This window comes from Methylobacterium indicum (assembly GCF_017347565.1).
GTDB classification, from domain to species: Bacteria; Pseudomonadota; Alphaproteobacteria; order Rhizobiales; family Beijerinckiaceae; genus Methylobacterium; species Methylobacterium indicum.
This window is the reverse complement of record NZ_AP024145.1, coordinates 2,957,659-2,977,302: the sequence shown is the minus strand read 5'-3', so window position 1 is coordinate 2,977,302 and position 19,644 is coordinate 2,957,659. Positions and strand designations below refer to the sequence as shown.

General features: G+C 71.5%; 20 protein-coding genes. 10 read left to right on the top strand and 10 right to left on the bottom strand.

Translation table 11 applies throughout. The features are described from left to right. Positions 1 to 175 precede the first annotated feature (175 nt). Positions 176 to 946: an NAD-dependent deacylase gene (locus miv_RS13980; protein ID WP_244749001.1), complete on the top strand. Its 771-nt coding sequence runs from the start codon at positions 176 to 178 to the stop codon at positions 944 to 946. On the opposite strand, the gene miv_RS13975 is transcribed toward miv_RS13980, so the two are convergent. Beyond that, positions 934 to 2,760 carry an AsmA family protein gene (locus miv_RS13975; protein WP_207183198.1) on the bottom strand — a complete coding sequence of 609 codons (1,827 nt, stop codon included), beginning with the start codon at positions 2,758 to 2,760 and terminating at the stop codon, positions 934 to 936. The two genes, miv_RS13980 and miv_RS13975, sit on opposite strands and share 13 nt — an antisense overlap. Before the next feature lie 317 nt (positions 2,761 to 3,077). Here miv_RS13975 and miv_RS13970 point away from each other — a divergent pair, with 317 nt between their 5' ends. Together miv_RS13970 and miv_RS13965 are read left to right on the top strand one after the other, a co-directional pair. Next, complete coding sequence (locus miv_RS13970) at positions 3,078 to 3,833, top strand: CoA transferase subunit A (protein WP_207183197.1); 756 nt, start codon at positions 3,078 to 3,080, stop codon at positions 3,831 to 3,833. A gap of 22 nt (positions 3,834 to 3,855) precedes the next feature. Beyond that, a complete protein-coding gene (locus tag miv_RS13965) occupies positions 3,856 to 4,521 on the top strand; it encodes a 3-oxoacid CoA-transferase subunit B (protein WP_207183196.1) in 666 nt (221 codons plus the stop codon). A gap of 238 nt (positions 4,522 to 4,759) precedes the next feature. Here the strand turns inward: miv_RS13965 and miv_RS13960 are convergent, their stop codons facing one another. The 4 genes from miv_RS13960 to miv_RS13945 form a co-directional block, all read right to left on the bottom strand. Beyond that, positions 4,760 to 5,590: a phosphodiesterase gene (locus tag miv_RS13960; protein ID WP_207183195.1), complete on the bottom strand. Its 831-nt coding sequence runs from the start codon at positions 5,588 to 5,590 to the stop codon at positions 4,760 to 4,762. Between the two features lie 236 nt (positions 5,591 to 5,826). Further along, on the bottom strand, positions 5,827 to 7,155 hold the full coding sequence (locus miv_RS13955; RefSeq protein WP_207183194.1) for an ABC transporter substrate-binding protein: 1,329 nt from the start codon (positions 7,153 to 7,155) through the stop codon (positions 5,827 to 5,829). A 15-nt stretch (positions 7,156 to 7,170) separates the two neighbouring features. Further along, on the bottom strand, positions 7,171 to 8,016 hold the full coding sequence (locus miv_RS13950; protein WP_207183193.1) for a carbohydrate ABC transporter permease: 846 nt from the start codon (positions 8,014 to 8,016) through the stop codon (positions 7,171 to 7,173). Then, entirely contained in the window at positions 8,013 to 8,939 is a 927-nt protein-coding gene (locus tag miv_RS13945) for a carbohydrate ABC transporter permease (RefSeq protein ID WP_207183192.1), read from the bottom strand. The genes miv_RS13950 and miv_RS13945 overlap by 4 nt, the downstream gene beginning before the upstream one ends. Before the next feature lie 604 nt (positions 8,940 to 9,543). Here miv_RS13945 and miv_RS13940 point away from each other — a divergent pair. Continuing rightward, entirely contained in the window at positions 9,544 to 10,155 is a 612-nt protein-coding gene (locus miv_RS13940) for a DUF1989 domain-containing protein (protein ID WP_207183191.1), read from the top strand. A gap of 43 nt (positions 10,156 to 10,198) precedes the next feature. Here the strand turns inward: miv_RS13940 and miv_RS13935 are convergent, their stop codons facing one another. Continuing rightward, entirely contained in the window at positions 10,199 to 11,596 is a 1,398-nt protein-coding gene (locus miv_RS13935) for a cytochrome P450 (RefSeq protein ID WP_207183190.1), read from the bottom strand. 172 nt (positions 11,597 to 11,768) lie between these two features. Between miv_RS13935 and miv_RS13930 the strand changes: the two genes are divergently transcribed. Together miv_RS13930 and miv_RS13925 are read left to right on the top strand one after the other, a co-directional pair. Next, positions 11,769 to 12,200 carry an RNA polymerase sigma factor region1.1 domain-containing protein gene (locus tag miv_RS13930; RefSeq protein WP_207183189.1) on the top strand — a complete coding sequence of 144 codons (432 nt, stop codon included), beginning with the start codon at positions 11,769 to 11,771 and terminating at the stop codon, positions 12,198 to 12,200. Between the two features lie 63 nt (positions 12,201 to 12,263). After that, positions 12,264 to 13,394: a carboxylate-amine ligase gene (locus miv_RS13925; RefSeq protein WP_207183188.1), complete on the top strand. Its 1,131-nt coding sequence runs from the start codon at positions 12,264 to 12,266 to the stop codon at positions 13,392 to 13,394. Between the two features lie 28 nt (positions 13,395 to 13,422). Here miv_RS13925 and miv_RS13920 read toward each other — a convergent pair whose 3' ends face one another. After that, complete coding sequence (locus tag miv_RS13920) at positions 13,423 to 14,337, bottom strand: LysR family transcriptional regulator (protein WP_207183187.1); 915 nt, start codon at positions 14,335 to 14,337, stop codon at positions 13,423 to 13,425. A 106-nt stretch (positions 14,338 to 14,443) separates the two neighbouring features. On the opposite strand from miv_RS13920, the gene miv_RS13915 reads away from it, so the two are divergent. The 4 genes from miv_RS13915 (at position 14,444) to miv_RS13900 (ending at position 16,472) form a co-directional block, all read left to right on the top strand. Further along, positions 14,444 to 15,355 (top strand): aldo/keto reductase family oxidoreductase, encoded by a 912-nt coding sequence (locus miv_RS13915; protein ID WP_207183186.1) that lies wholly within the window; start codon positions 14,444 to 14,446, stop codon positions 15,353 to 15,355. A gap of 225 nt (positions 15,356 to 15,580) precedes the next feature. Further along, positions 15,581 to 15,808, top strand: coding sequence for a hypothetical protein (locus miv_RS13910; RefSeq protein ID WP_207183185.1), 228 nt, complete (start codon positions 15,581 to 15,583; stop codon positions 15,806 to 15,808). Beyond that, positions 15,805 to 16,086, top strand: coding sequence for a type II toxin-antitoxin system RelE/ParE family toxin (locus tag miv_RS13905; RefSeq protein WP_207183184.1), 282 nt, complete (start codon positions 15,805 to 15,807; stop codon positions 16,084 to 16,086). Before miv_RS13910 ends, miv_RS13905 begins: the two co-directional genes overlap by 4 nt. Further along, positions 16,083 to 16,472, top strand: coding sequence for a cupin domain-containing protein (locus miv_RS13900; RefSeq protein WP_244276569.1), 390 nt, complete (start codon positions 16,083 to 16,085; stop codon positions 16,470 to 16,472). The genes miv_RS13905 and miv_RS13900 overlap by 4 nt, the downstream gene beginning before the upstream one ends. Here miv_RS13900 and miv_RS13895 read toward each other — a convergent pair. From miv_RS13895 to metG, 3 genes are read right to left on the bottom strand one after another with little or no spacing between them, the layout of a single operon-like run. Continuing rightward, positions 16,439 to 17,245, bottom strand: coding sequence for an MBL fold metallo-hydrolase (locus tag miv_RS13895; protein WP_207183183.1), 807 nt, complete (start codon positions 17,243 to 17,245; stop codon positions 16,439 to 16,441). The two genes, miv_RS13900 and miv_RS13895, sit on opposite strands and share 34 nt — an antisense overlap. A 13-nt stretch (positions 17,246 to 17,258) precedes the next feature. Next, the gene (locus miv_RS13890) at positions 17,259 to 18,071 is read right to left on the bottom strand and encodes a TatD family hydrolase (RefSeq protein WP_207183182.1); all 813 of its coding nucleotides are present in this window, start codon (positions 18,069 to 18,071) and stop codon (positions 17,259 to 17,261) included. Continuing rightward, on the bottom strand, positions 18,068 to 19,615 hold the full coding sequence (gene metG / locus miv_RS13885) for a methionine--tRNA ligase (protein WP_207183181.1): 1,548 nt from the start codon (positions 19,613 to 19,615) through the stop codon (positions 18,068 to 18,070). The genes miv_RS13890 and metG overlap by 4 nt, the downstream gene beginning before the upstream one ends. Positions 19,616 to 19,644: the final 29 nt, after the last annotated feature.

The following is a 19,644-nucleotide window of genomic DNA, read 5'->3' as shown; positions in this document are numbered from 1 at the left end:
GCACGATCCTCACTTAGGATGGGTCACAGGAATTGTCCATGGCAAGAATTGATAAAGTCTCAACGGAGATCACAGTGACGGCATCCCGATGGACTGACGGGCGCAATGTTCTGCCGGCCGCGAGATTTGGCACAATCGACGCTCAGTCGTGGCGGCTCCGGCCGGAGGGCCGCGCGTGAGCCGGCCGATCCGGCACCCTCCCGTGCGCCGCCTCTTCGTCCTCACCGGGGCCGGGATCTCGGCCGAGAGCGGGCTCGGCACCTTCCGGGATCCGGGCGGGCTGTGGCGCCGCTTCGATCCGATGCGGCTCGCCACCCCGGAGGCCTTCGCCCGCGAACCCGAGGAGGTCCACGCCTTCTACAACCTGCGCCGGCAGGGGGTGCGGGAGGCCGCACCCAACGCCGCCCACGCGGCGCTCGCACGGCTGGAGGCGGGCCTTTCCGCCCGCGGCGGCCATCTGTTCCTGTGCACCCAGAACGTCGACGACCTGCACGAGCGCGCCGGCTCCCGGGCGGTGGTGCACATGCATGGCGAGCTGATGCGGGTGCGCTGCACCGCCTGCGGCGCATCCGAGCCCTGGGCGGGGGATCTCGGCCTCGACACCGCCTGCCCGGCCTGCGGGCGACGGGGCGGGATGCGCCCGGACGTGGTGTGGTTCGGCGAGACGCCGCTCCATCTGGAGGCGATCGGCGACGCGCTCGCGGCGGCCGACCTGTTCGTCGCGATCGGCACGTCCGGCGCGGTCTACCCCGCGGCGGGCTTCGTGGCAAAGGCCCGTGCCGCCGGCATCCCGACCCGGGAGATCAACCTCGCGCCGTCCGATACCGCCGGCCTGTTCGACGAGGCCAGCTACGGCCCGGCCACCCGGGCAGTGCCGGATTTCGTCGCGGAGATCTTGGGCGAAGAAAACCCGGGCGAAGAAAACCCGGGCGGTCAGGGCGCGTAGGCACTGGCGGCGGTCGGCAGGGTCGGGGACGGGAGGGGATCGCGGGCCGCGAGCGGCCGCAGGACCGGGCGCAGCCAGGGACCCTCGATGGCGAAGCGCCCGGCGGGCCGCCCCTCGCCCCCGGCCTCGATCCGGGCCTCGGCGCCGAGGCGGCGCTCGGCCAGGAACACCCGTCCGCCGAGGCTCGCCGTCACGCCCCCGCCGCGGACCTGGCCCTGGCCGATCTCGGCGATCCCGTCGTTCAGCGTCAGGCTGACCCGGGCCCGCTCGAAATGGGTGCGCCCGCCCCGGCGCAGGGCGAGGGCGGCGGTGTCGGGGCGCTGGGCCAGGTCCGCGAGGTTGAGGCCGAGGATCTCGCCGCCCTCGACCGTGGCGACGGCCCGGCCGTCGAGGCGGCCGACGAGGTCGGCGAGGCTCGATCCAGCGGTATCGAGGACGGCCGAGCCCTGGCCGCGGCCGAGGATCCAGCGCGGCCAGCCGAGATCGGCGAACAGGCCGCCGAGATCGACCCGGTCGGCGCTGCCCTGGAGCCGGGCATCGAGGCCGGCCGGCAGGGCGGCGAGCGCCGCCCGGCCCTTGACCGTGCCGCCCTGAACGGTGGCGCGGCCGAGGGTCGCCTCCACGGTGCCGTCACGCACCAGGAGGCCGGCGGCGACGTCCTGCGCCTCCAGGGCGCCGAGACGGGCGGAGGCCGCCGACAGGCGCAGGTCGAGGTCGCCTTGGGTGAGGGCGTCGAGGCCGAGGGGAGCCCGGCTCCAGCCGCCGTCGGGCTCCGCCTCGGGCAGGAGGCCCGACAGGTCGAGCCGTTCGGCGGCCAGGGTGCCGCTGACGGAAAACCGCCCCCGCACCACCGCGAGGGCGGCGGCTCCCTCGAGCCGGCTGTCGCCGAGCTGCACCCGGATCTCGGGCCATTCGACGCCGCCGGGACGGGCGGTGAAGCGCCCCTCGAAGCTGACCGGGCCGGCGAGCGCGGCGGGACCGGGCTCGAGGCCGAGCCAGGCCAGGGTGCGGGGCAGGGCCGGGGTGGCGAAGCGGCCCTGGCCGGACAGGCGCGGGCCGGCCGTCGCCCCGTCCGCGGACGCCGTCGTCCCGGCCCAGACCAGGCTGCCCTCGATCTCGGCGCTGCCCGCGGCACCTCCCTCGGCGCCGGGCCCGGCGGCCCAGGTCAGGGCGGCGGTGAGCGGGGTCTCGGCACCGGCCGCGAGGGCGGGCGGACGCAGGCCCGACACGGTGAGCGTCGCCGGCACGCCGCGCCAGGTGAAGGCGGCCGAGAGATCGAGCCCGGCGCTCGGGCGCGGCCAGGTCGCCACCAGGTTCAGGCCGGTGACCGTCTCGCGGGTCCCGGTGCGGGGATCGCGCCCGGAGAGGGTCGCGTCGACGAGGACGAGGCGGCGCAGGTGCCGGCCGCGCCCGGCGGCGACGCGGGCGGCCAGCCTCGCGGCGGGCTCGGCCCAGTCGGCGGCGGCCCCGTCCGGCAGGGCGATCCGGGCCCGGTCGAGGACGAGGCCGGTGACCTCGGCCCGGCCGGCGAGGAGCCCGGCGAGGCCGAGCTGCACCTGCAGGCCGGCGCTCTCGACGAGGTCGTGATCGCCGCGGCGCAGCCGCACGCGGGAGAAGCTCAGGGACGGGGCCGGCAGCAGCGTCAGGGTGGCGGGCCCGGCGGCCGACAGGCCGAGGCCGTAGCGCCGCGCGAGGTCCCGCTCGGCGAAGGCGACCGCCCGCGGGGCCGCGATCGTCCAGGGCAGGGAGGCGGCCGTGAGCGCGAGGGCCGCGGTGGCGGCGCCGCTCAGGGCCAGGATGGTTCGGCGCGACATCGCTCTCCGGCTGCCGGCGTGGACGAGAAGACGATGCCCCCCCGGGCCGCCGCCCCCGGCGGTCCCTCGGACCTGCCGGCGGCGGGCGCCATCCCAAAACTTCCCTTTGACGGCTCCCGTATAATCCCTCGTGCGCGTCTTGTCTCCCCGGGCGCGCCCGGCCCGTCCGGCCGTCGCTCGCCCGAAGCGGGACATTTTCCAGGTCGCGCCCGGTGGTGCGGCGTCGCAACGATGCTAAACAGGGCGGCGAGGCGCCGCATCCGTGCGGGAGAGGGCATCCGAGCCCCGGCGGCGCCAGAGATTTGGGGAAACGAGGGATGAAGAAGGTATACCCCGACGCCACCGCCGCCCTGGCGGGCGTCCTGCGGGACGGCATGACGATCATGGCCGGCGGCTTCGGCCTATGCGGCATTCCCGACGTCCTCATCGACGCGGTGCGCGAGAGCGGCGCCAAGGACCTGACGGTCATCTCGAACAATGCCGGCATCGACGGCGTCGGTCTCGGCGTCCTGCTCGAAACCCGCCAGATCAAGAAGATGATCTCGTCCTATGTCGGCGAGAACAAGACCTTCGCCAAGCAGTACCTCGCCGGCGAGCTCGAGATCGAGTTCAACCCGCAGGGCACGCTGGCCGAGCGCATCCGCGCCGGCGGCGCCGGCGTCCCGGCCTTCTTCACCAAGACCGGCGTCGGCACCCTGATCGCCGAGGGCAAGGAGACCCGGGAGTTCGACGGCGAGACCTACGTGATGGAGCGCGGCCTGTTCGCCGACGTCTCGCTGGTCCATGCCTGGAAGGGCGACCACGAGGGCAACCTCGTCTACCGGAAGACCGCCCGCAACTTCAACCCGATGATGGCCTCGGCCTCGCGCATGACCATCGCGCAGGTCGAGCACCTGGTGAAGCCGGGTGAGATCGACCCGGACCACATCATCACCCCCGGCGTGTTCGTGAAGCGGATGATCCACGTCCCGAATGCGGAGAAGCGCATCGAGCAGCGCACCACCCGCAAGCGCGCCGACGCCGCCCCCCACGCCGAGCCCGCGCCCGCCCCGACGGGCGGCGGCGCCATCTGAACGAGCGAGACAGGAGACCCCCATGGCTTGGACCCGCGACCAGATGGCGGCCCGCGCCGCCCGCGAGCTCGAGGACGGCTTCTACGTCAATCTCGGCATCGGCATCCCGACGCTGGTGTCGAACTACATCCCCGACGGCATGTCGGTGCAGCTCCAGTCCGAGAACGGGATGCTGGGCATGGGCCCGTTCCCGTACGAGGGCGAGGAGGATCCCGACCTCATCAATGCCGGCAAGCAGACCATTACGGAGCTGCCGACCACGAGCTACTTCTCGTCGGCGGATTCCTTCGGGATGATCCGCGGCGGGCACATCGACCTGTCGATCCTCGGCGCCATGCAGGTGGCCCAGAACGGCGACCTCGCCAACTGGATGATCCCCGGCAAGATGGTGAAGGGGATGGGCGGCGCGATGGACCTCGTCGCCGGGGTCAAGAAGGTCGTCGTGGTGATGGAGCACGTCGCCAAGGCCAAGGACGGCTCGGAATCCCCGAAGCTGCTCGCGGCCTGCGACCTGCCGCTCACCGGCACCCACGTCGTCGACATGGTGATCACCGATCTCGGCGTCTTCACCATCGACAAGAAGGGTGACGGCGGCATGAGCCTGATCGAGCTCGCCGACGGCGTCACCGAGGACGAGGTGCGGGCGAAGACGCAGGGTCAATACCGGGTGGCGTTGAAGAACGGCTGAGGACGGACTGCCTGCGCGAGCAGGCAGACCGAACAACACCGTCGACATCTCACTGAGTCATCCCGGGGCTCGCCGCAGGCGAGAACCCGGGATCCATACCCGCCGACCTTCGAGAATGAGGCGGCGTCCGTCCCGCTTCATCTGCATCGTCAGCGGTTATGGATCCCGGGTTCCGCTGCGCGGCCCCGGGATGACGATGGAGATCGTCAGCTGCGTCGATGGAGAAGCCGGGCGGACTTCATCGGTGCTGCCCCGGATACGCCGCGTCCAGCACGAACGGATACGGCCCGTCGAAGCTCTCGACATAGACCATGTGACTGACGATCCCGCTCTCCGGCGTGTAGCGGTGGAGCAGGTAGGCCGGCGGCTCGAAGACGAGCGCACCCTCGTGCTCCGGCGTGAGATCGAAGGCGACCTGGTGGGTGACGCTCGGGGCGATCTGGGCGATCGTGCCGGCGTAGCGGGTCACGATCGGCCGGTGGTGGTGGCCGCACAGGATCCGCTCGATGCAGGTCTGAGCCCCGATCAGCCGCCGGAACGCCGCCTCGCCGTCGAGGAGCCGGATCTCGTCCATGTGGACGAGGCCGCATTCGAAGGGCGGGTGGTGCATGAACACCAGAGTCGGGCGGCCGTCGCCGTCGGCGAGCACCCGCTCGAGAAAGCCGAGGCGCTCGGTGCAGAGCGCGCCGTGGCTGGCGCCCGCCACCAACGTGTCGAGGGCGATCAGGCGGACCGGGTGATCCTCGACCGTGTACTGGATGAAGCCGTCCGTCGCGCCGGGCAGGTACGAGGCCGGCAGGACATCGCGCAGGGTCTCGCGCCGGTCGTGGTTGCCGGGAATGACATGGACCGGCATCGGCAGGCGAGCCAGCATCCCGCGCAGTTCCTCGTATTCCTCGGGCAGGCCGCAATCGGTGAGGTCGCCGGAGATCAGCACCAGGTCGGGCCGGGGATCGAGGGCGAGGAGGTGGGCGACCGCGCGGGCGACCATCGTGTTAGTCTCGGAGACCCGGTAGGCCGGCAGCCCGCGGGGGCGCACGTGCAGGTCGGTGATCTGGGCGATGAGCATGGTGGGGGTCCGGTTAATTCGGCCAGTTGGCTTGGCACTTCGCCCTTTCCCGGGCGCATGAAGCGCCAGCGGAATGCGACCCGGGATCCAGCACGAGAATTCGCGAAGCGACCGCTTGCTTGCAGCGTTGCGAACAACGAGCCGCTTCGCGGCACTTCCTGTGCTGGATCCCGGATCTCCTTCCGCTTCGCTTCAGTCGTCCGGGAAAGGGGTGAGCGACTGGAGCAGGGTGGCGATCACTCCGCGCCCGGCAGGCGGAGCGCCGTGTCCTCGACATAGGGGCGCATCAGGGCATCGGCGGCCTTCTGGGCGGCGACCAGCGCCTCCTTGGGCTGGCGCTTGCCCGAGAGCACGGCCTGCAGCTCGTCCTCGATCGCCTTGCGCACCGGCACGGTGCGGTAGGTGGCAAACCACGGCTTGGCGTTGGCGAGCTGATCCACCGCGATCTTCGCGTCGGGGTTCTTGTCGAGGAAGGCCTTCATCTCAGCTAAGTCGTAGGCCGCCTTGTTGGGAGCGAAGTAGCCCGTGGCGCGGCTCCACCAGCCGGACTTCTCGGGCGAGGTCAGCCACTGGATCAGGGTCCAGCCGGCGGCGCGCTTCTCGGGCGAGAGGCCGGTCGGCTGCACCAGCGAGGCGCCCCCGATCGGCACCGCCTGGCGCACGTTCATCGGCACGAAGGCGACCTTGAACGGGAACTTGGCGGTGTCGCGGATGAAGGTGAGCGAGCCGGTCGAGATGATCATCATCGAGGCCTGGCCGGCCAGGAAGGCGCCGGTCACCGCCGGGCCCTTCTGCTCGCCGGCCGGGTGCACCTTGGCCTTGTGCACGAGGTCCGACCAGAAGGTGAGGGCGCCGAGCATCGTCGGGGTGTCGTAATAGACCTCGCCGCCGTAATCCTCGTTGTAGTAGCGCCCGCCGTTGGACATGGTCAGGGCTTCGAGGATCCAGCCGCCGTAATCGTAGTTCGAGGGCATCATCAGGCCCCAGCGGGTGGTGCGGTCGCCCTCGCGCTTCGTCAGCTTGCGGGCGGCGTCATACAGCTCGGCCCAGGTCCGCGGCGGCGTGTCCGGGTCGAGGCCCGCTTCCTTGAAGTGATCGGCGTTGATGTAGAGCAAAGGCGTCGAGTTGTGGAACGGCACGCCGTAGACCTTGCGGTCGATGACGGCGTTGGGCAGCAAAGCCGGGAAGAACTGGGCCATGAAGGCCTCCGGCGTCTTGCCATCCTTCTGGATCAGGTCGTCCATCGGCGCGATCTCGCGCTCGATCGACAAATCGGTGAGGAAGTTCGCCGACATGATGACCGCGGCCGGCGGCTTGCCGGCCTTGATCGCCGCGCGGGTCTTCAAGAGCGTGTCGTCGTAGGAGCCGGTGAAGACCGGGACCGCCTTGATGTCGGGATGGGAGTCGTTGAACTCCTTGATCAGCCCCGACATGTTGCGGGCGAGCGCCCCGTCCACCGGGACGGGGAAAAAGAGCTCGATGTCGGTCGCAAACGCGGCGCGCGGCGCGGCGAGGCCGGCCGCTGCCACGAGGGCAAGGGCGGCGCCCTTCCACCAGGAAATCATCTGTGGTCGTCCTCTTTACTTGATGCCGGAGGCGAGGAAGCTGTTCACGAACCGGCGCTGGAAGATCAGGAAGGCGGCGAGCAGCGGCAGGCTGACCAGGAAGGTGCCGGCCGCGATCAGCCCCCAGGCCTGCATGCCCTCGGCGCTGAGCGTGAAGCTCGCGAGACCGAGGGTGAGGGGCCGCCTGTCGGGGGAGTTGATGACCATCAGCGGCCACAGGAACTCGTTCCAGTGGCTGGTGACCGAGACGATCGAGAAGGCGACGAGCGCGGGCTTCGTCAGCGGCAGGTAGATGAGGCGGATGCGCGCCCACCAGCCGGCGCCGTCGATCATCGCGGCGTCTTCCAGCTCGCGCGGCACCTCGCGAAAGCTCTGGCGCATCAGGAAGGTGCCGAAGGCGGTGGCGCAGTAGGGCGCCATCACCCCCGGCAGGGTGTCGTAGAGGCCCAAGGCCGCGATCGTCTTAAGGTTCGGCACCAGCAGCACCACCGGCACCAGCATCAGCTGGACCAGGAACAGGGCGAACAGGATGCCGCGGCCGGGGAACTCGAGGCGGGCGAAGACGTAGCCGGCAAGCGACGCGGTGACGAGCTGCACCGTGAGGATGCCGGCGCAGATCACGAGCGAATTGAGGAAGTAGAGCGGGAAATCGGCCGAGGCCCAGGCCTCGGCGAAGTTGGCGAGCGTCGGCGTCAGCGAGGGCAGGAGCGAGGCATCCGCCCCCGATCCCGCCGGCCGGAACGCCGCGACCAGCATCCACCAGAACGGCACCGCCCAGACGAGGGCCAGGCCGATGACGACGAAGCGGGCGATGTGCGGGGTGACCTCGCGGGTCACCGGGCCGGAGGAGGTGGCGCTCATCGGGCGGCCTCCGGGCCCTGGCTGCGGCTGAGCGAGAGCGCAGTCAGCGCCGCGAGCAGGCCGAGCGTCACCACCGTGGCGGCGGCGGCGCGGCCGGCATCGTAGCGCTCGGCGGCCTGCTCGTAGATGTAGAACAGGAGGAGCTTCGTCGCGTCCGAGGGCCCGCCCTTGGTCAGCACGAAGACGTGGTCGACCTGCGTCACCGCGTTCAGGAGCGCGATCACCCCGACGAAGGCGAAGGTCGGGCGGAGCGCCGGCAGGGTGACGTAGAGCAGGCGCTGCCAGGGACCGGCGCCGTCGAGGAGCGCGGCCTCCTTCGCCTCGTCGGGGATCGCCTGGAGGCCCGCCAGGATGAACAGCATGTAGTAGCCGGCATTCTTCCACACGGTCAGCACCGTGATGGCGGCGAGCGCGAGGTCGGGATCGCCGAGCCAGTTGGCCCCATTGAGCCCGAGCCGGGCGAGGTGGTGGTCGATCAGCCCGATCCCGGGCAGGAACAGGAACAGGAAGAGCGCGGCCGCGGCCACCAGCGGGATCATCACCGGCAGGAAGAACACGGCCCGCATCAAAGCCCGCACCCGGCCGGCGCCGTTGAGCGCGAGCGCGAAGGCGAGCGCCAGGACCAGGCTCGGCACCACCGTGCCGACCGCGTAGAGCGCGTTGTTGAGGAGCGCGCGCTGGAAGGTCGGATCGGCGAAGAGGGCGGCGAAGTTGGCGAGACCCACGAAGCGGGTGCCCCGGCGCGTCACCTCGTGGGTGGCGTCCCACACGACCTCGGCCACCGGCCAGTAGGTGAACAGGGCGAGGAAGACGAGGGACGGGCCGAGGAGGGCCAGCGGCAGAGCCAGGCCGGCCCAGGGCCGCCGGGCCGCGGCGGGTCCGGCCGCCTGCGCCGCCGGAATCGTATCGAGAACGTGGGTCAAGGGGTCCGCCGGTGATGTCGTGACCGGCGCGTCATCGGGTGGTTTCGTGACAGGCGAATGAAATCGTGTGCACCCTCGACCGTGTCTCCGGCGCTCCGGCCGCCACGATCTTCGACCGGCGGCCGTTTCGGACGTATTTCCGACAGTGGCACGCGGTGGCAATCGGTCGGATCAACGACAACCCTTGCTGGCGTCCGCGAAAATCCGACATGCAAGATCTTGCCGGATCGTTCGCGCGCGGCCGGGATGACGTTGCGGAACTGGGAGAGGCCAACGAGTGTCGGCCGGGCTTGCCGGCGCTCGTGCGGGCAGGGATGATCGACGGGAGAGAGGAAGGGGCGCATCATCGTGCAGGGTCGGGCGGTCAGGGCCGTCTCGCGGGAGGTGCTGGTGCCCCTCGGCGGCGTCCCTTCGTCCGGCCGCTCCGGGCCCAGGAACAAAAAACCAACCGTCCATAGTCACTACTTGACGCAAAGTCATTAATGATCGAAAGTGATCTGATATTTTTTATCTAGTAAAAATGAATTGCGGCCCTTCATGATCCTTAGTTAAAAAATTTTCACTGATCATAAAATCGCAATTCGCATTCATCCCGAGAGATAAAATGATTGTTTTTCAATCAAAAATCGATATCGACCCGCAATCTGGCGGAAGCGTCCGATTGAATAAGGGGGATCACGTGCGGGTGATTGATCCAGAAGGCCAGCAGGTCGCAGACCTGTGTGCCATCGCCTGGACCGGAGCAACGATCGACTGGCTCAGCACCTCGCAGACGCGCGACATCACCGAACGACTTTTTCCCAGGCTCGGCGAATGCTTCTACAGCGAACGAGGGCACCCGCTTCTGACACTGGTCGAAGACAACTCTCCATGCCCGCACGACATGCTGTTTCCTGCCTGCAACCGCGGCCTCTACGACCGGGCGGGGCTCCCCGACCACCCGAACTGCCGCGACAACTTTCTGGCGGCGCTTCAGGCGGCCAAGGTCGCTCTGCCGATCGTGCCTGACCCGGTGAACCTGTTTCAGTGCTCGGAGCCGCAATCCGATGGACGGCTGGAGGTTGCGGCGTCGATCAACCCGGCCGGCGGAAACGTCCTCCTGCGCGCGGAGGAAGACCTGCTCCTCGTCGTGACCGCCTGCTCGGTCGACCACCATCCGACGAACGGGGGACGCTGCACCGGGATCACCCTGGAGATCCTGTCGCTCCACCCCTGAACCGCCGACCGGAAAACGGCGGCGCCTCGCCGGTCCGGGGGCCTCAGCGCGGGGTCACCCGCATCGGCATGCCCTCGGACGGGCGCAGGGTGATGCGCTGCTTGAGCACCGGCAGGGTGCCGGGCCGGAGCGAGAAGCGGAGCGAGCGCACCAGCACCGCCAGGATCGCCACCGCCTCGGAGAGCGCGAACCCCATGCCGATGCAGATGCGCGGGCCGGCGGCGAAGGGCAGGTAGGCGTAGCGGTCGCGGGCCTTGGCGGCCTCGGGGGCGAAGCGGGCGGGGTCGAAGCGCTCCGGCTCGTCCCACAAGGCGGCGTGCCGGTGCACGGCGTAGATCGGGATCGTGATCGGGGTGCCGGCCTTGACCGGGATCCCGTCGAGGTCGACGTCGCGGAGGGCCGCCCGCACCACCACCGGCACCGGCGGGTAGAGCCGCATCGCCTCCAGGATCACCTGGCGGGTGTAGGGCAGGGCGTCGACGTGCTCGGGCGCGAGCGGCCCGCCGGCGGTCGCCGCCTCGACCTCGGCGGCGATCAGCGCCTCGCTCTCCGGGTGGTGGGAGAGCAGGTAGAGCGCCCAGGTGAGGGCGAGCGCCGTGGTCTCGTGCCCGGCGGTCACGAAGGTGAGCAGGTTGTCGGCGACGTCGCGGTCGTCCATCGCCTGCCCGGTCTCCGGGTCGCGGGCGGCGAGCAAGAGGCTCAGCAGGTCGTTGCGCCCCTCGGTGCCGGTACGGCGCCCCTCGGCGGCGAGGCGCAGGAGTTCGTCGCGCAGGTAGGTCTTGGCCCGCTCGGCCTTGGCGCGGCCCGGGAACGGCAGCCAGGCCGGGGCCCGCAGCAGCGTGAGGGCGACGACCCAGCTGGTCGATTCGAGGTAGTCGGTGATGCCGCGCTCGACCCGGGCGGCATCGATCCCGCCAGCGCCCGGGAGCATCGTCTCGACGATGATCTCGAAGGTGGTGCGCATCATCGTCTGGGCGATGTCGACCTCGACGCCGGGAGCGGCGGCGAGCGCGTCGCGGGTGCGCTCGGCCGCCGCGATCATCGCCGGCACGAAGCTGCGGATGCGCTCGGCCCGGAAGATCGGCGCCGCGGCCCGGCGCTGCCAGCGCCAGCGCGCCCCGTCGGCGGTCAGGATGGCGTCGCCGAGGGCCGGCGAGAGGGCGCGGCGCAGGACCTCCGACTTCTCGAAGGCGTCGGCCTCGTCCACCATCACCCGGCGGATCAGGTTCGGCGCCATCACGAACAGGCTGGAATTGCCCAGGACGGTCGAGGTGTAGACCGGCTCGCGGTAGATCGTCTCCGGCCAGGCCTCCAGGGGGTTGCGCACCACGGTGCTCAGGAAGCGCCACGGCCCGAGCGGCTGGGCCGGCGGCGTGATCCGGGCGAGGACCGGCCGGGGCCCCTCGGGGGCCGGACGGACGTGGGTCGGATGCGCGTTCATGGCTCGCCTGGGTTCGGTGGTCCCGACGGCACCGGGAGCCCGGAGGTTGTCTACCGCCATCTGGGCGTGAGCGTGACCGGGAAACGCATCCCGGCCGGTGCGCGTTGGCACATCGCGCGGCGCCGCGGGCACGGGAGCACGGGCCCCGCCGAGCCCGACAGGAGACCCGCCGATGCAGGCCGCCTTCGACAGGACCACCCTCGACCGCCTGATCGCGCTGGGCCGCAGCCGGGGCGGGCTCACCCCCGACGACCTGCGCCAGGCCCTGCCGGTCGACCGGATGAGCGCCGAGGACATCGCGCTGGTGCTGATCGAGCTGGAGGAGGCCGGGATCCCGGTCGATCCCGACGAGATCCTGCTCCGGGGCGGCGGAACGCCGTTGCCCGCCGGCGCGGTGCGCCTGCCCGAGCCGCCGGCACCGGGCCCCGACGCGCCCGTGCCGGAACCGCCGCCCGCCGCGGCCGCGGCCGCGACGGCGGCCGCCCCGGACCGAGTATCGGCGCCGCCCGACCGGGGCGGCGCGCACCGGGCGGTGGTGCTGGCGGGGCTCGCCGCCCTCGCGCTCGTCGTCCTCGCCCTGGCGCTGTGGGCCCTGCGCGGCTGAGGGCGTGGCCGGCCGCCGGGCCGCCGCTATATCCCGTCCTCCCTCGACAAGGACCCTGCGCGCATGACCGGCCCCGCCTACCGCTTCGGCATCGAGGAGGAGTTCTTTCTGGCGGATGCCGCCACCCGGGGCACCCCGGGCCCTGGCGTCCGGGGCTTCCACGCCGCCGCGAAGGCGCTGCTGCCGGCAGCCGAGCGCGAATTGCTGCAGAGCCAGATCGAGATCGCGACGCCGCCCGCCACCACGCCCGAGGAGGCGCGCGGCGGCCTGTCGACCCTGCGCCGGGGGCTCGCCGAGATCGGGCGGGCGCACGGCATCCTGGTCTTCGGCGCCGGCACCCATCCGGGCGCGGCCTGGGACGCGCAACGCCCGACCGACGGGGCGCGCTACGACGGCATCCTCGATGCAGTGCGGATGATCGGGCGGCGCACGCTGGTGAGCGGCATGCACGTCCACGTCGAGGTGGCGCGGCCCGACGACCGGGTCGACCTGATGAACCGGCTGCTGCCGTTCCTGCCGGCGCTGCTGGCGCTCTCGGTCTCCTCGCCGTTCTGGGAGGGGCGCGACACCGGCCTGTCCAGCTACCGCCTCAGCGTGTTCGGCGAGATGCCGCGCACCGGGCTGCCGGACCTGTTTTCGAGCACGGCGGAGTTCGAGCGCTACGTCGCGGTGATGCAGGCGGCCGGGGCGATCGAGGATGCGAGCTTCCTGTGGTGGCACCTGCGGCCCTCGATCCGCTATCCGACCCTGGAACTGCGCATCGCCGACAGCTGCACGCGGGTCGAGGACGCGGTGGCGATCGCCGGCCTCTACCGGTGCCTCGTGCGCGTCGCCGAGCGCCGCCCCGACCTGAACGCCGCCCTCGACGGGGTCGCCCGGGCGGTGATCCGCGAGAACCTGTGGCGGGCCCAGCGCGACGGCGTGCGCGCCGCCCTGATCGACCCCGAGGCCGGCCGCGCGGTGCCGTTCGGCGAGGCGATCGAGGGGTTGCTGGCGCTCGTCGCTGAGGATGCGGCGGCGCTCGGCTGCGAAGGCGCCCTCGACGAGGCCCGCCGCATCGCCCGCGAGGGCACCAGCGCCGACCGCCAGCGCGCGGCCTACGCGGCGGCGCGGGAGAGCGGGGGCGAGGACGCGGCGGGCATCGCCGCGGTGGTGGATGCGCTGGCGCGGGAGACCGAGGGGCGGGCGGCGTAGGGCAGGGCGCTCATGCAGGGCAGGAGGCTCATACCCGCCGCGCGGCGACGAAGTCCACGAAGGCCCGCAGCGGCGCCGGCAGGTAGCGCCGGCCCGAATAGTACAGGAACGGCCCGGAGAAGCGCGGCCACCACGGCTCCAGGACCGGCTCCAGGGCGCCGCTGTCGAGGTGCGGCCGCAGCCAGTCCTCGAACAGGCTGACGATGCCGACCCCGGCGAGGGCCGCCTCGACCGCGAGGTCCGTCGCGGTCCCGACCCGCACGGTGAGCGGTCCGCTCGGCTCGATCCGCACCGTCTCGCCGTCGCGCTCGTACTCCCACTCGGTCGAGGCGCCGCTGGCGAAGCGACCGCGCAGGCAGGCATGGTCGAGGAGGTCGCGCGGATGGGCGGGCCGGCCGCGCCGGTCGAGATAGGCCGGCGCCGCCGCGGTGGCGAAGCGCTGCGTGCGCGGGCCGATCGGCACCGCGATCATGTCGGGCTCCAGGCGCTCCTCGTAGCGGATGCCGGCATCGCACCCGGCCGCCAGCACGTCGACGAAGCCGTCCTCCGCGACGACGTCGAGGTGGATCTCCGGATAGGCGGCGAGGAAGGGCGGAACCAGGGCCGGCAGCACCAGCCGGGCCGCGCTCACCGGCACGTTGAGGCGCAGCGTCCCCGCCGGCCGGTCGCGAAACCCGTTGACCACGTCGAGCGCCGCCGCGACCTCGCCGAGGGCGGGCTTGAGGCGCTCGAGCAGCCGCGTCTCGGCCTCGGTCGGCGCGACGCTGCGGGTCGTGCGGTGGAGGAGCCGCACGCCGAACCCCGCCTCCAGCCGGCGCAGGGCCTCGCTCAGGGACGAGGCGCTGGCGCCGCCCGCCCGCGCCGCCTCGCGAAAACCCCCGGCCTCCGCCACCGCCACGAAGGCGGCGAGGTCGCCGAGATTCGCCGCGTCCGGATCAGCCATCGGTCTCCGCCATCGTTCGCGATCCCGCACAACCTGTCCGGATTGCACCGGCTTATCACACAGAAGGCCGGCGGCTAGATCCGGGTCGCCAGCAAGGAGATGAGCAATGAGCGGGATCGGATCGGCGGGAACCTATCGCCTCGGCGACCGGGATGTGACGCGCATGGGCTACGGCGCGATGCAGCTCGCAGGCCCCGGCGTGTTCGGGCCGCCCAGGGACCGGGCCGAGGCGGTGGCGGTGCTGCGCGAGGCGGTGGCGCGCGGCGTCACCCATATCGATACCAGCGACTTCTACGGCCCCCACGTCACGAACGAGCTCATCCGCGAGGCCCTGCATCCCTACCCGGACGACCTCGTGATCGTCACCAAGGTCGGCGCCGTGCGCGGGGCCGATGCCTCGTGGAACCCCGCCTTCTCGGCGCGGGACCTGACGGCGGCGGTGCACGACAACCTGCGCCATCTCGGGCTGGACATGCTCGACGTGGTCAACCTGCGGGCGATGTTCAGCGTGCACGGCCCGGCCGAGGGCTCGCTCGCCGGCCCGCTCGACACGCTCGCCGACCTCCAGCGCCGCGGGCTGATCCGCAGGATCGGGCTCAGCAACGTCACGGCGGCGCAGATCGCCGAGGCACGGCGCGTCGCCGACATCGCCTGCGTGCAGAACCACTACAACCTCGTCCACCGGGCCGACGACGCGCTGGTCGACGACCTCGCGGCGGCCGGGACCGCCTACGTGCCGTTCTTTCCACTCGGCGGCTTCAGCCCGATCCAGTCGCAGGGCCTGTCCGCCATCGCCGCGGGCCTGGGCGCGACGCCGATGCAGGTGGCGCTGGCCTGGCTCCTGCGCCGGTCGCCCAACCTCCTGCTCATTCCCGGCACGTCGGCGCGCGGGCACCTGCGTGAGAACCTCGCCGCGGCGGCGCTGGACCTACCGGAGGCGGCAATGCGGGCGCTCGACGGGCTCGCGGGCGAGGCGGCCCCCGCACAGATCCGCACCGAGCGGGCGGGAGGGCGCTGACGCGACCGCCGAAGCGGCCTATCAGGCAGGGAGGCAATCGCGACCTCGGCACGAGGCGCGGCAGGGATCCACGGATATCGAAGGCCGACATCCTTTCCCATCCCCATACACCATTCGCATAAGCAACATTATGGAACTTAGTAGTGGGTTGGAGGGCCGGGAGGCGCGATCGGGACACCCCCGGTTTCCCTTCATGCCGACGCGAATCGGGTGCATGATGCCACCATGACCGACCTCCTCGAACACGCCATCGAACGCGTCCGCACCCTCTCGCCCGAGGCACAGGACGATGTCGCCCGCGTCATGCTGGCCGTCCTCGACGACGAGCCGGGGCTCGTCGTTCTCGACCCCGGGGAAAAGGCGTCATTCGCCAAGTCCCTGGCGCAGGCCGCCCGGGGCGAATTCGCGAGCGACGAGCGGATACGAGCCATCTGGGCGAAGCACGGCCTGTGAAGCTGCGCTACACGCCCGAGGCGGCGGACGAACTCGAACGGATACTGGACGGGATCGCCGAGAAATCCCCGTACGGCGCCCGCCGCATCCAAGCCCGTATCCAGGCGGCGATTGAGCGCTTGCTCGAACAGCCGGGCAGCGGACCACCGACCGATCTTCGTCCCATGCGCAGGACCTTGGCGAGCCCCTACCTGATCTTCTACGTCGAGAGCGAGATCGTCGTAGTCGGCATCCGGCACGGCGCTCGCGACCCCGCCACGATGCCGAACACGCCATGACGACCCGCATGACGACCCGCATGACGACCGCCAACCTCTTCGCCGGCCTGCCCACTGCGCCGCAATCCGACGAGACGACCGACGTCCTGGCGCGAGCCCCGCACGGCCGCGTCGAGCGGATCGTCTCCACCGGCCAGGCGAGCCCGCCGGGCTTCTGGTACGACCAGCCCTGGGACGAGTGGGTCGTGCTGCTCTCGGGAAGCGCCGGCCTGCACCTGCACGGCGAGCCGGCGCCGCGGCGGCTCGGACCCGGCGATCACCTGACGATCCCGGCCCGCCTGCGCCACCGGGTCGAGTGGACGAGCCCCGACGAGGCGACCGTCTGGCTCGCGGTCCATCTCCGGCCGGAGGATCAGCCGTCGACCGCGACCGAGAGCCCGTCATAGGCCGGCACCACCCCGGGCGGCAGGCGCCGTCGCAGGGTCTCGTAGTCGAGGTCGGTGTGGAGGTTGGTCAGGATGGCGCGGCGCGGCGCCACCTCCTCGATCAGCGCCAGGGCATCCGGCACCGAGAAGTGGGTCGGGTGCGGCGTGTCGCGCAGCGCGTCGATGATCAGGAGGTCGAGGTTGCGCAAACGGGCCTTGGCGGCGTCCGGCATGGTGCTGACGTCGGGCGCGTAGGCGGCGTCGGCGAAGCGGAAGCCGAGCGCCTGCTCGGGGCCGTGCTCCATCGCGAAAGCGGTGGCGGTGACGGGACCGCCCGGCCCCTCGACGGTCACCGGCGCGTCGATGTCGAGGTCGTGCAGGTCGAGGATCGGCGGGTAGAGGCTGCCCGGCCGCGAGGTGAAGCAATAGGCGAAGCGGGCGCGCAGCAGCTCGGCGGTCGTGGCGTCGGCATGGACGGCGATGCGCCGGCGCATGTGGATCACCATCGCGCGGACGTCGTCGATGCCGTGGGTGTGGTCGGCGTGGGAATGGGTGAACAGGATGCCGTCGAGGCGCGTCACCGCGGCATCGAGCAGCTGCTCGCGCAGGTCCGGCGAGGTGTCCACGAGAACGGTGGTCGCCTCGCTCTCGACGTCGCGGCGCTCGACCAGGAGCGAGCAGCGCCGGCGCCGGTTCTTGCGCTCCGCCGGGTCGCAGGCGCCCCAGCCGTAGCCGACCCGCGGCACGCCGCCCGAGGAGCCGCAGCCCAGGATGCGAAGGGTCAGGGTCGGCATGCGGTCAGAGCCCTCAGCGGTATGCGGCGGCCTTGTCGAACAGGCGGTAGAAGTTGGCGGTGGTGAGGGCCGCGAGCGCCTCGGGCGTGAGCCCCACGGTCTCGGCCAGCACCCGGGCGGTGTCGGCGACGAAGGCCGGCTCGTTCGGCCGGCCGCGATGCGGCACCGGCGCGAGATAGGGCGCGTCGGTCTCGACCAGCAGGCGGTCCTTCGGCACGGCGGCGGCGATCGACCGGATCTCGTCCGAGTTGCGGAAGGTCACGATGCCGGAGAACGACACGAACAGGCCGAGCGCGACGCCGGTCTCGGCCAGCCGCCGCCCCGACGAGAAGCAGTGCAGCACCGCCTTGAACGGCCCGCGCGCCATCTCCTCGGCGAGGATACGGCCCACGTCCTCGTCCGCCTCGCGGGCATGGATGACGAGCGGCAGCCCGCTCTCCCGCGACGCCGCGATGTGGGTGCGAAAAACCTTTTGCTGCACGTCCCGCGGGGCGGTGTCGTAATGGTAATCGAGCCCGGCCTCGCCGATGCCGATGCAGCGCGGGTGGCGCGACAGGGCGACGATCTCGTCGGCCGTCACGTCCGGCTCCTCGCCCGCCTGGTGCGGGTGGGTGCCGATCGTGAACAGCACCTCGGGGTGCGCCTCGCTTAAACGCCGGTAGGTCTCGAACCGGGCGACCCGGGTCGAGATCGTCACCATCCGGTCGATCCCGGCGGCCTTCGCCCGGGCCAGCACCTCGGGCAGCCGCTCGGCGAGGCCGGGCGAATCGAGGTGGCAGTGACTGTCGACGAGGCTGACGCCTCGGGGGCTGTCGACCGGGCTCACGCCTCGGGCTCCACGTAGCGCGGGAAGATCGGGCTCGGCGCCGGCAGGGCCGTGCCGGGCGCGAGCCGGTGACCCGGCCCGACAGCGGCGAGGTTGCGCGCCTCGGGCGCCACCGCCAGCAGGTCGAGGAGCCGCGCCGCGGCGCTCGGGATGAAGGGCTGGACCAGGATGCCGACCGCCCGCAGCACCTCGGCGGTGGTATACAGAACCGCCTCCATCCGGGCCGGGTCGGTCTTGCGCAGGGCCCAGGGCTCCTGGCCGGCGAAGTAGCGATTGGCGTCCGCGACGACCGCCCAGATCTCGGCCAAAACCGCGTGCAGGGCGAGGTCCTGCATCAGCCCCCTCGCCTTCTCCGGCAGCGCGTCGGCCATCGCGAGCAGCGCCCGGTCGGCGGCAGCCGGCTCGCCGGGTTTCGGAACCTGGCCGCCGCAATTGCGGGCGATCATGGTCAGCGAGCGCTGGGCGAGGTTGCCGAGGTCGTTGGCGAGGTCGGCGTTGAGACGGTTGACGATCGCCTCGTGCGAGTAGCTGCCGTCCTGGCCGAACGGCACCTCGCGCAGCATGAAGTAGCGCAAGGGATCGACGCCGTAGGCCTCGGCGAGCGCCGTCGGGGCGACGACGTTGCCGAGCGACTTCGACATCTTCTCGCCCTTGTTGAGCAGGAAGCCGTGGCCGAAGACGCGCTGCGGGACCGGGAGACCGGCCGACATCAGGAAGGCCGGCCAGTACACCGCGTGGAAGCGGATGATGTCCTTGCCGATGACGTGGAGCGCCGCCGGCCACTGGCGCCAGCGCGGGGCGCCCTCGTCGGGGAAGCCGCAGGACGTGATGTAGTTCGTCAGGGCGTCGACCCAGACGTACATGACGTGGGCCGGGTTGCCCGGCACCGGCACGCCCCAGTCGAAGGTGGTGCGGCTGACCGACAGGTCCTGCAGGCCCGAGCGCACGAAGCTCGTCACCTCGTTGCGGCGCGAATCGGGGCCGATGAAGTCCGGGTTCGCCTCGTAGAGGGCGAGCAGGCGATCGCCGTAGGCCGAGAGCCGGAAGAAGTAGCTCTCCTCCTCGACCCACTCGACCGGCGTGCCGGTCTTCTCCGCCCGGCGGCTGCCGTCGGGCGCGGTGACGAGCTCGGCCTCGTCGTAATAGGCCTCGTCGCGGACCGAGTACCAGCCGGCATACTTGGCGAGGTAGATGTCGCCGTTCTCCTCCATCCGGCGCCACAGTGCTTGGGCGGAGGCGATGTGGTCGGCGTCGGTGGTGCGGATGAAGCGGTCGAAGGAGCAGTCGAGCTGCTCGGCCATGGCGCGGAAGCGCGGCGCCATCTCGTCCACGAAGGCGCGCGGGCTGATCCCGGCCTTGGCGGCGGTCTGCTGGATCTTGAGGCCGTGCTCGTCGGTGCCGGTGGTGAAGAACACGTCGTAGCCGTCGAGGCGCTTGAAGCGCGCGATGGCGTCGGCGGCGATCACCTCGTAGGCGTGGCCGATATGCGGCACCCCGTTGGGGTACGAGATGGCGGTGGTGATGAAGAACGGCTCGCCCGCCACGGCTGGTTTCCCGGTATGAAGGATTCGGA

Excerpts from the sequence above, each read along its gene's own strand:
- miv_RS13915 (WP_207183186.1), top strand. The coding sequence starts at position 14,444 with ATGAGCGGGATCGGATCGGCGGGAACCTATCGCCTCGGCGACCGGGAT.
- miv_RS13920 (WP_207183187.1), bottom strand. The coding sequence starts at position 14,337 with ATGGCTGATCCGGACGCGGCGAATCTCGGCGACCTCGCCGCCTTCGTG.
- miv_RS13930 (WP_207183189.1), top strand. The coding sequence starts at position 11,769 with ATGCAGGCCGCCTTCGACAGGACCACCCTCGACCGCCTGATCGCGCTG.
- miv_RS13895 (WP_207183183.1), bottom strand. The coding sequence starts at position 17,245 with ATGCCGACCCTGACCCTTCGCATCCTGGGCTGCGGCTCCTCGGGCGGC.
- miv_RS13940 (WP_207183191.1), top strand. The coding sequence starts at position 9,544 with ATGATTGTTTTTCAATCAAAAATCGATATCGACCCGCAATCTGGCGGA.
- miv_RS13910 (WP_207183185.1), top strand. The coding sequence starts at position 15,581 with ATGACCGACCTCCTCGAACACGCCATCGAACGCGTCCGCACCCTCTCG.
- miv_RS13965 (WP_207183196.1), top strand. The coding sequence starts at position 3,856 with ATGGCTTGGACCCGCGACCAGATGGCGGCCCGCGCCGCCCGCGAGCTC.
- miv_RS13955 (WP_207183194.1), bottom strand. The coding sequence starts at position 7,155 with ATGATTTCCTGGTGGAAGGGCGCCGCCCTTGCCCTCGTGGCAGCGGCC.
- miv_RS13960 (WP_207183195.1), bottom strand. The coding sequence starts at position 5,590 with ATGCTCATCGCCCAGATCACCGACCTGCACGTGCGCCCCCGCGGGCTG.
- miv_RS13935 (WP_207183190.1), bottom strand. The coding sequence starts at position 11,596 with ATGAACGCGCATCCGACCCACGTCCGTCCGGCCCCCGAGGGGCCCCGG.
- miv_RS13900 (WP_244276569.1), top strand. The coding sequence starts at position 16,083 with ATGACGACCCGCATGACGACCCGCATGACGACCGCCAACCTCTTCGCC.
- miv_RS13975 (WP_207183198.1), bottom strand. The coding sequence starts at position 2,760 with ATGTCGCGCCGAACCATCCTGGCCCTGAGCGGCGCCGCCACCGCGGCC.
- miv_RS13970 (WP_207183197.1), top strand. The coding sequence starts at position 3,078 with ATGAAGAAGGTATACCCCGACGCCACCGCCGCCCTGGCGGGCGTCCTG.
- miv_RS13950 (WP_207183193.1), bottom strand. The coding sequence starts at position 8,016 with ATGAGCGCCACCTCCTCCGGCCCGGTGACCCGCGAGGTCACCCCGCAC.
- miv_RS13925 (WP_207183188.1), top strand. The coding sequence starts at position 12,264 with ATGACCGGCCCCGCCTACCGCTTCGGCATCGAGGAGGAGTTCTTTCTG.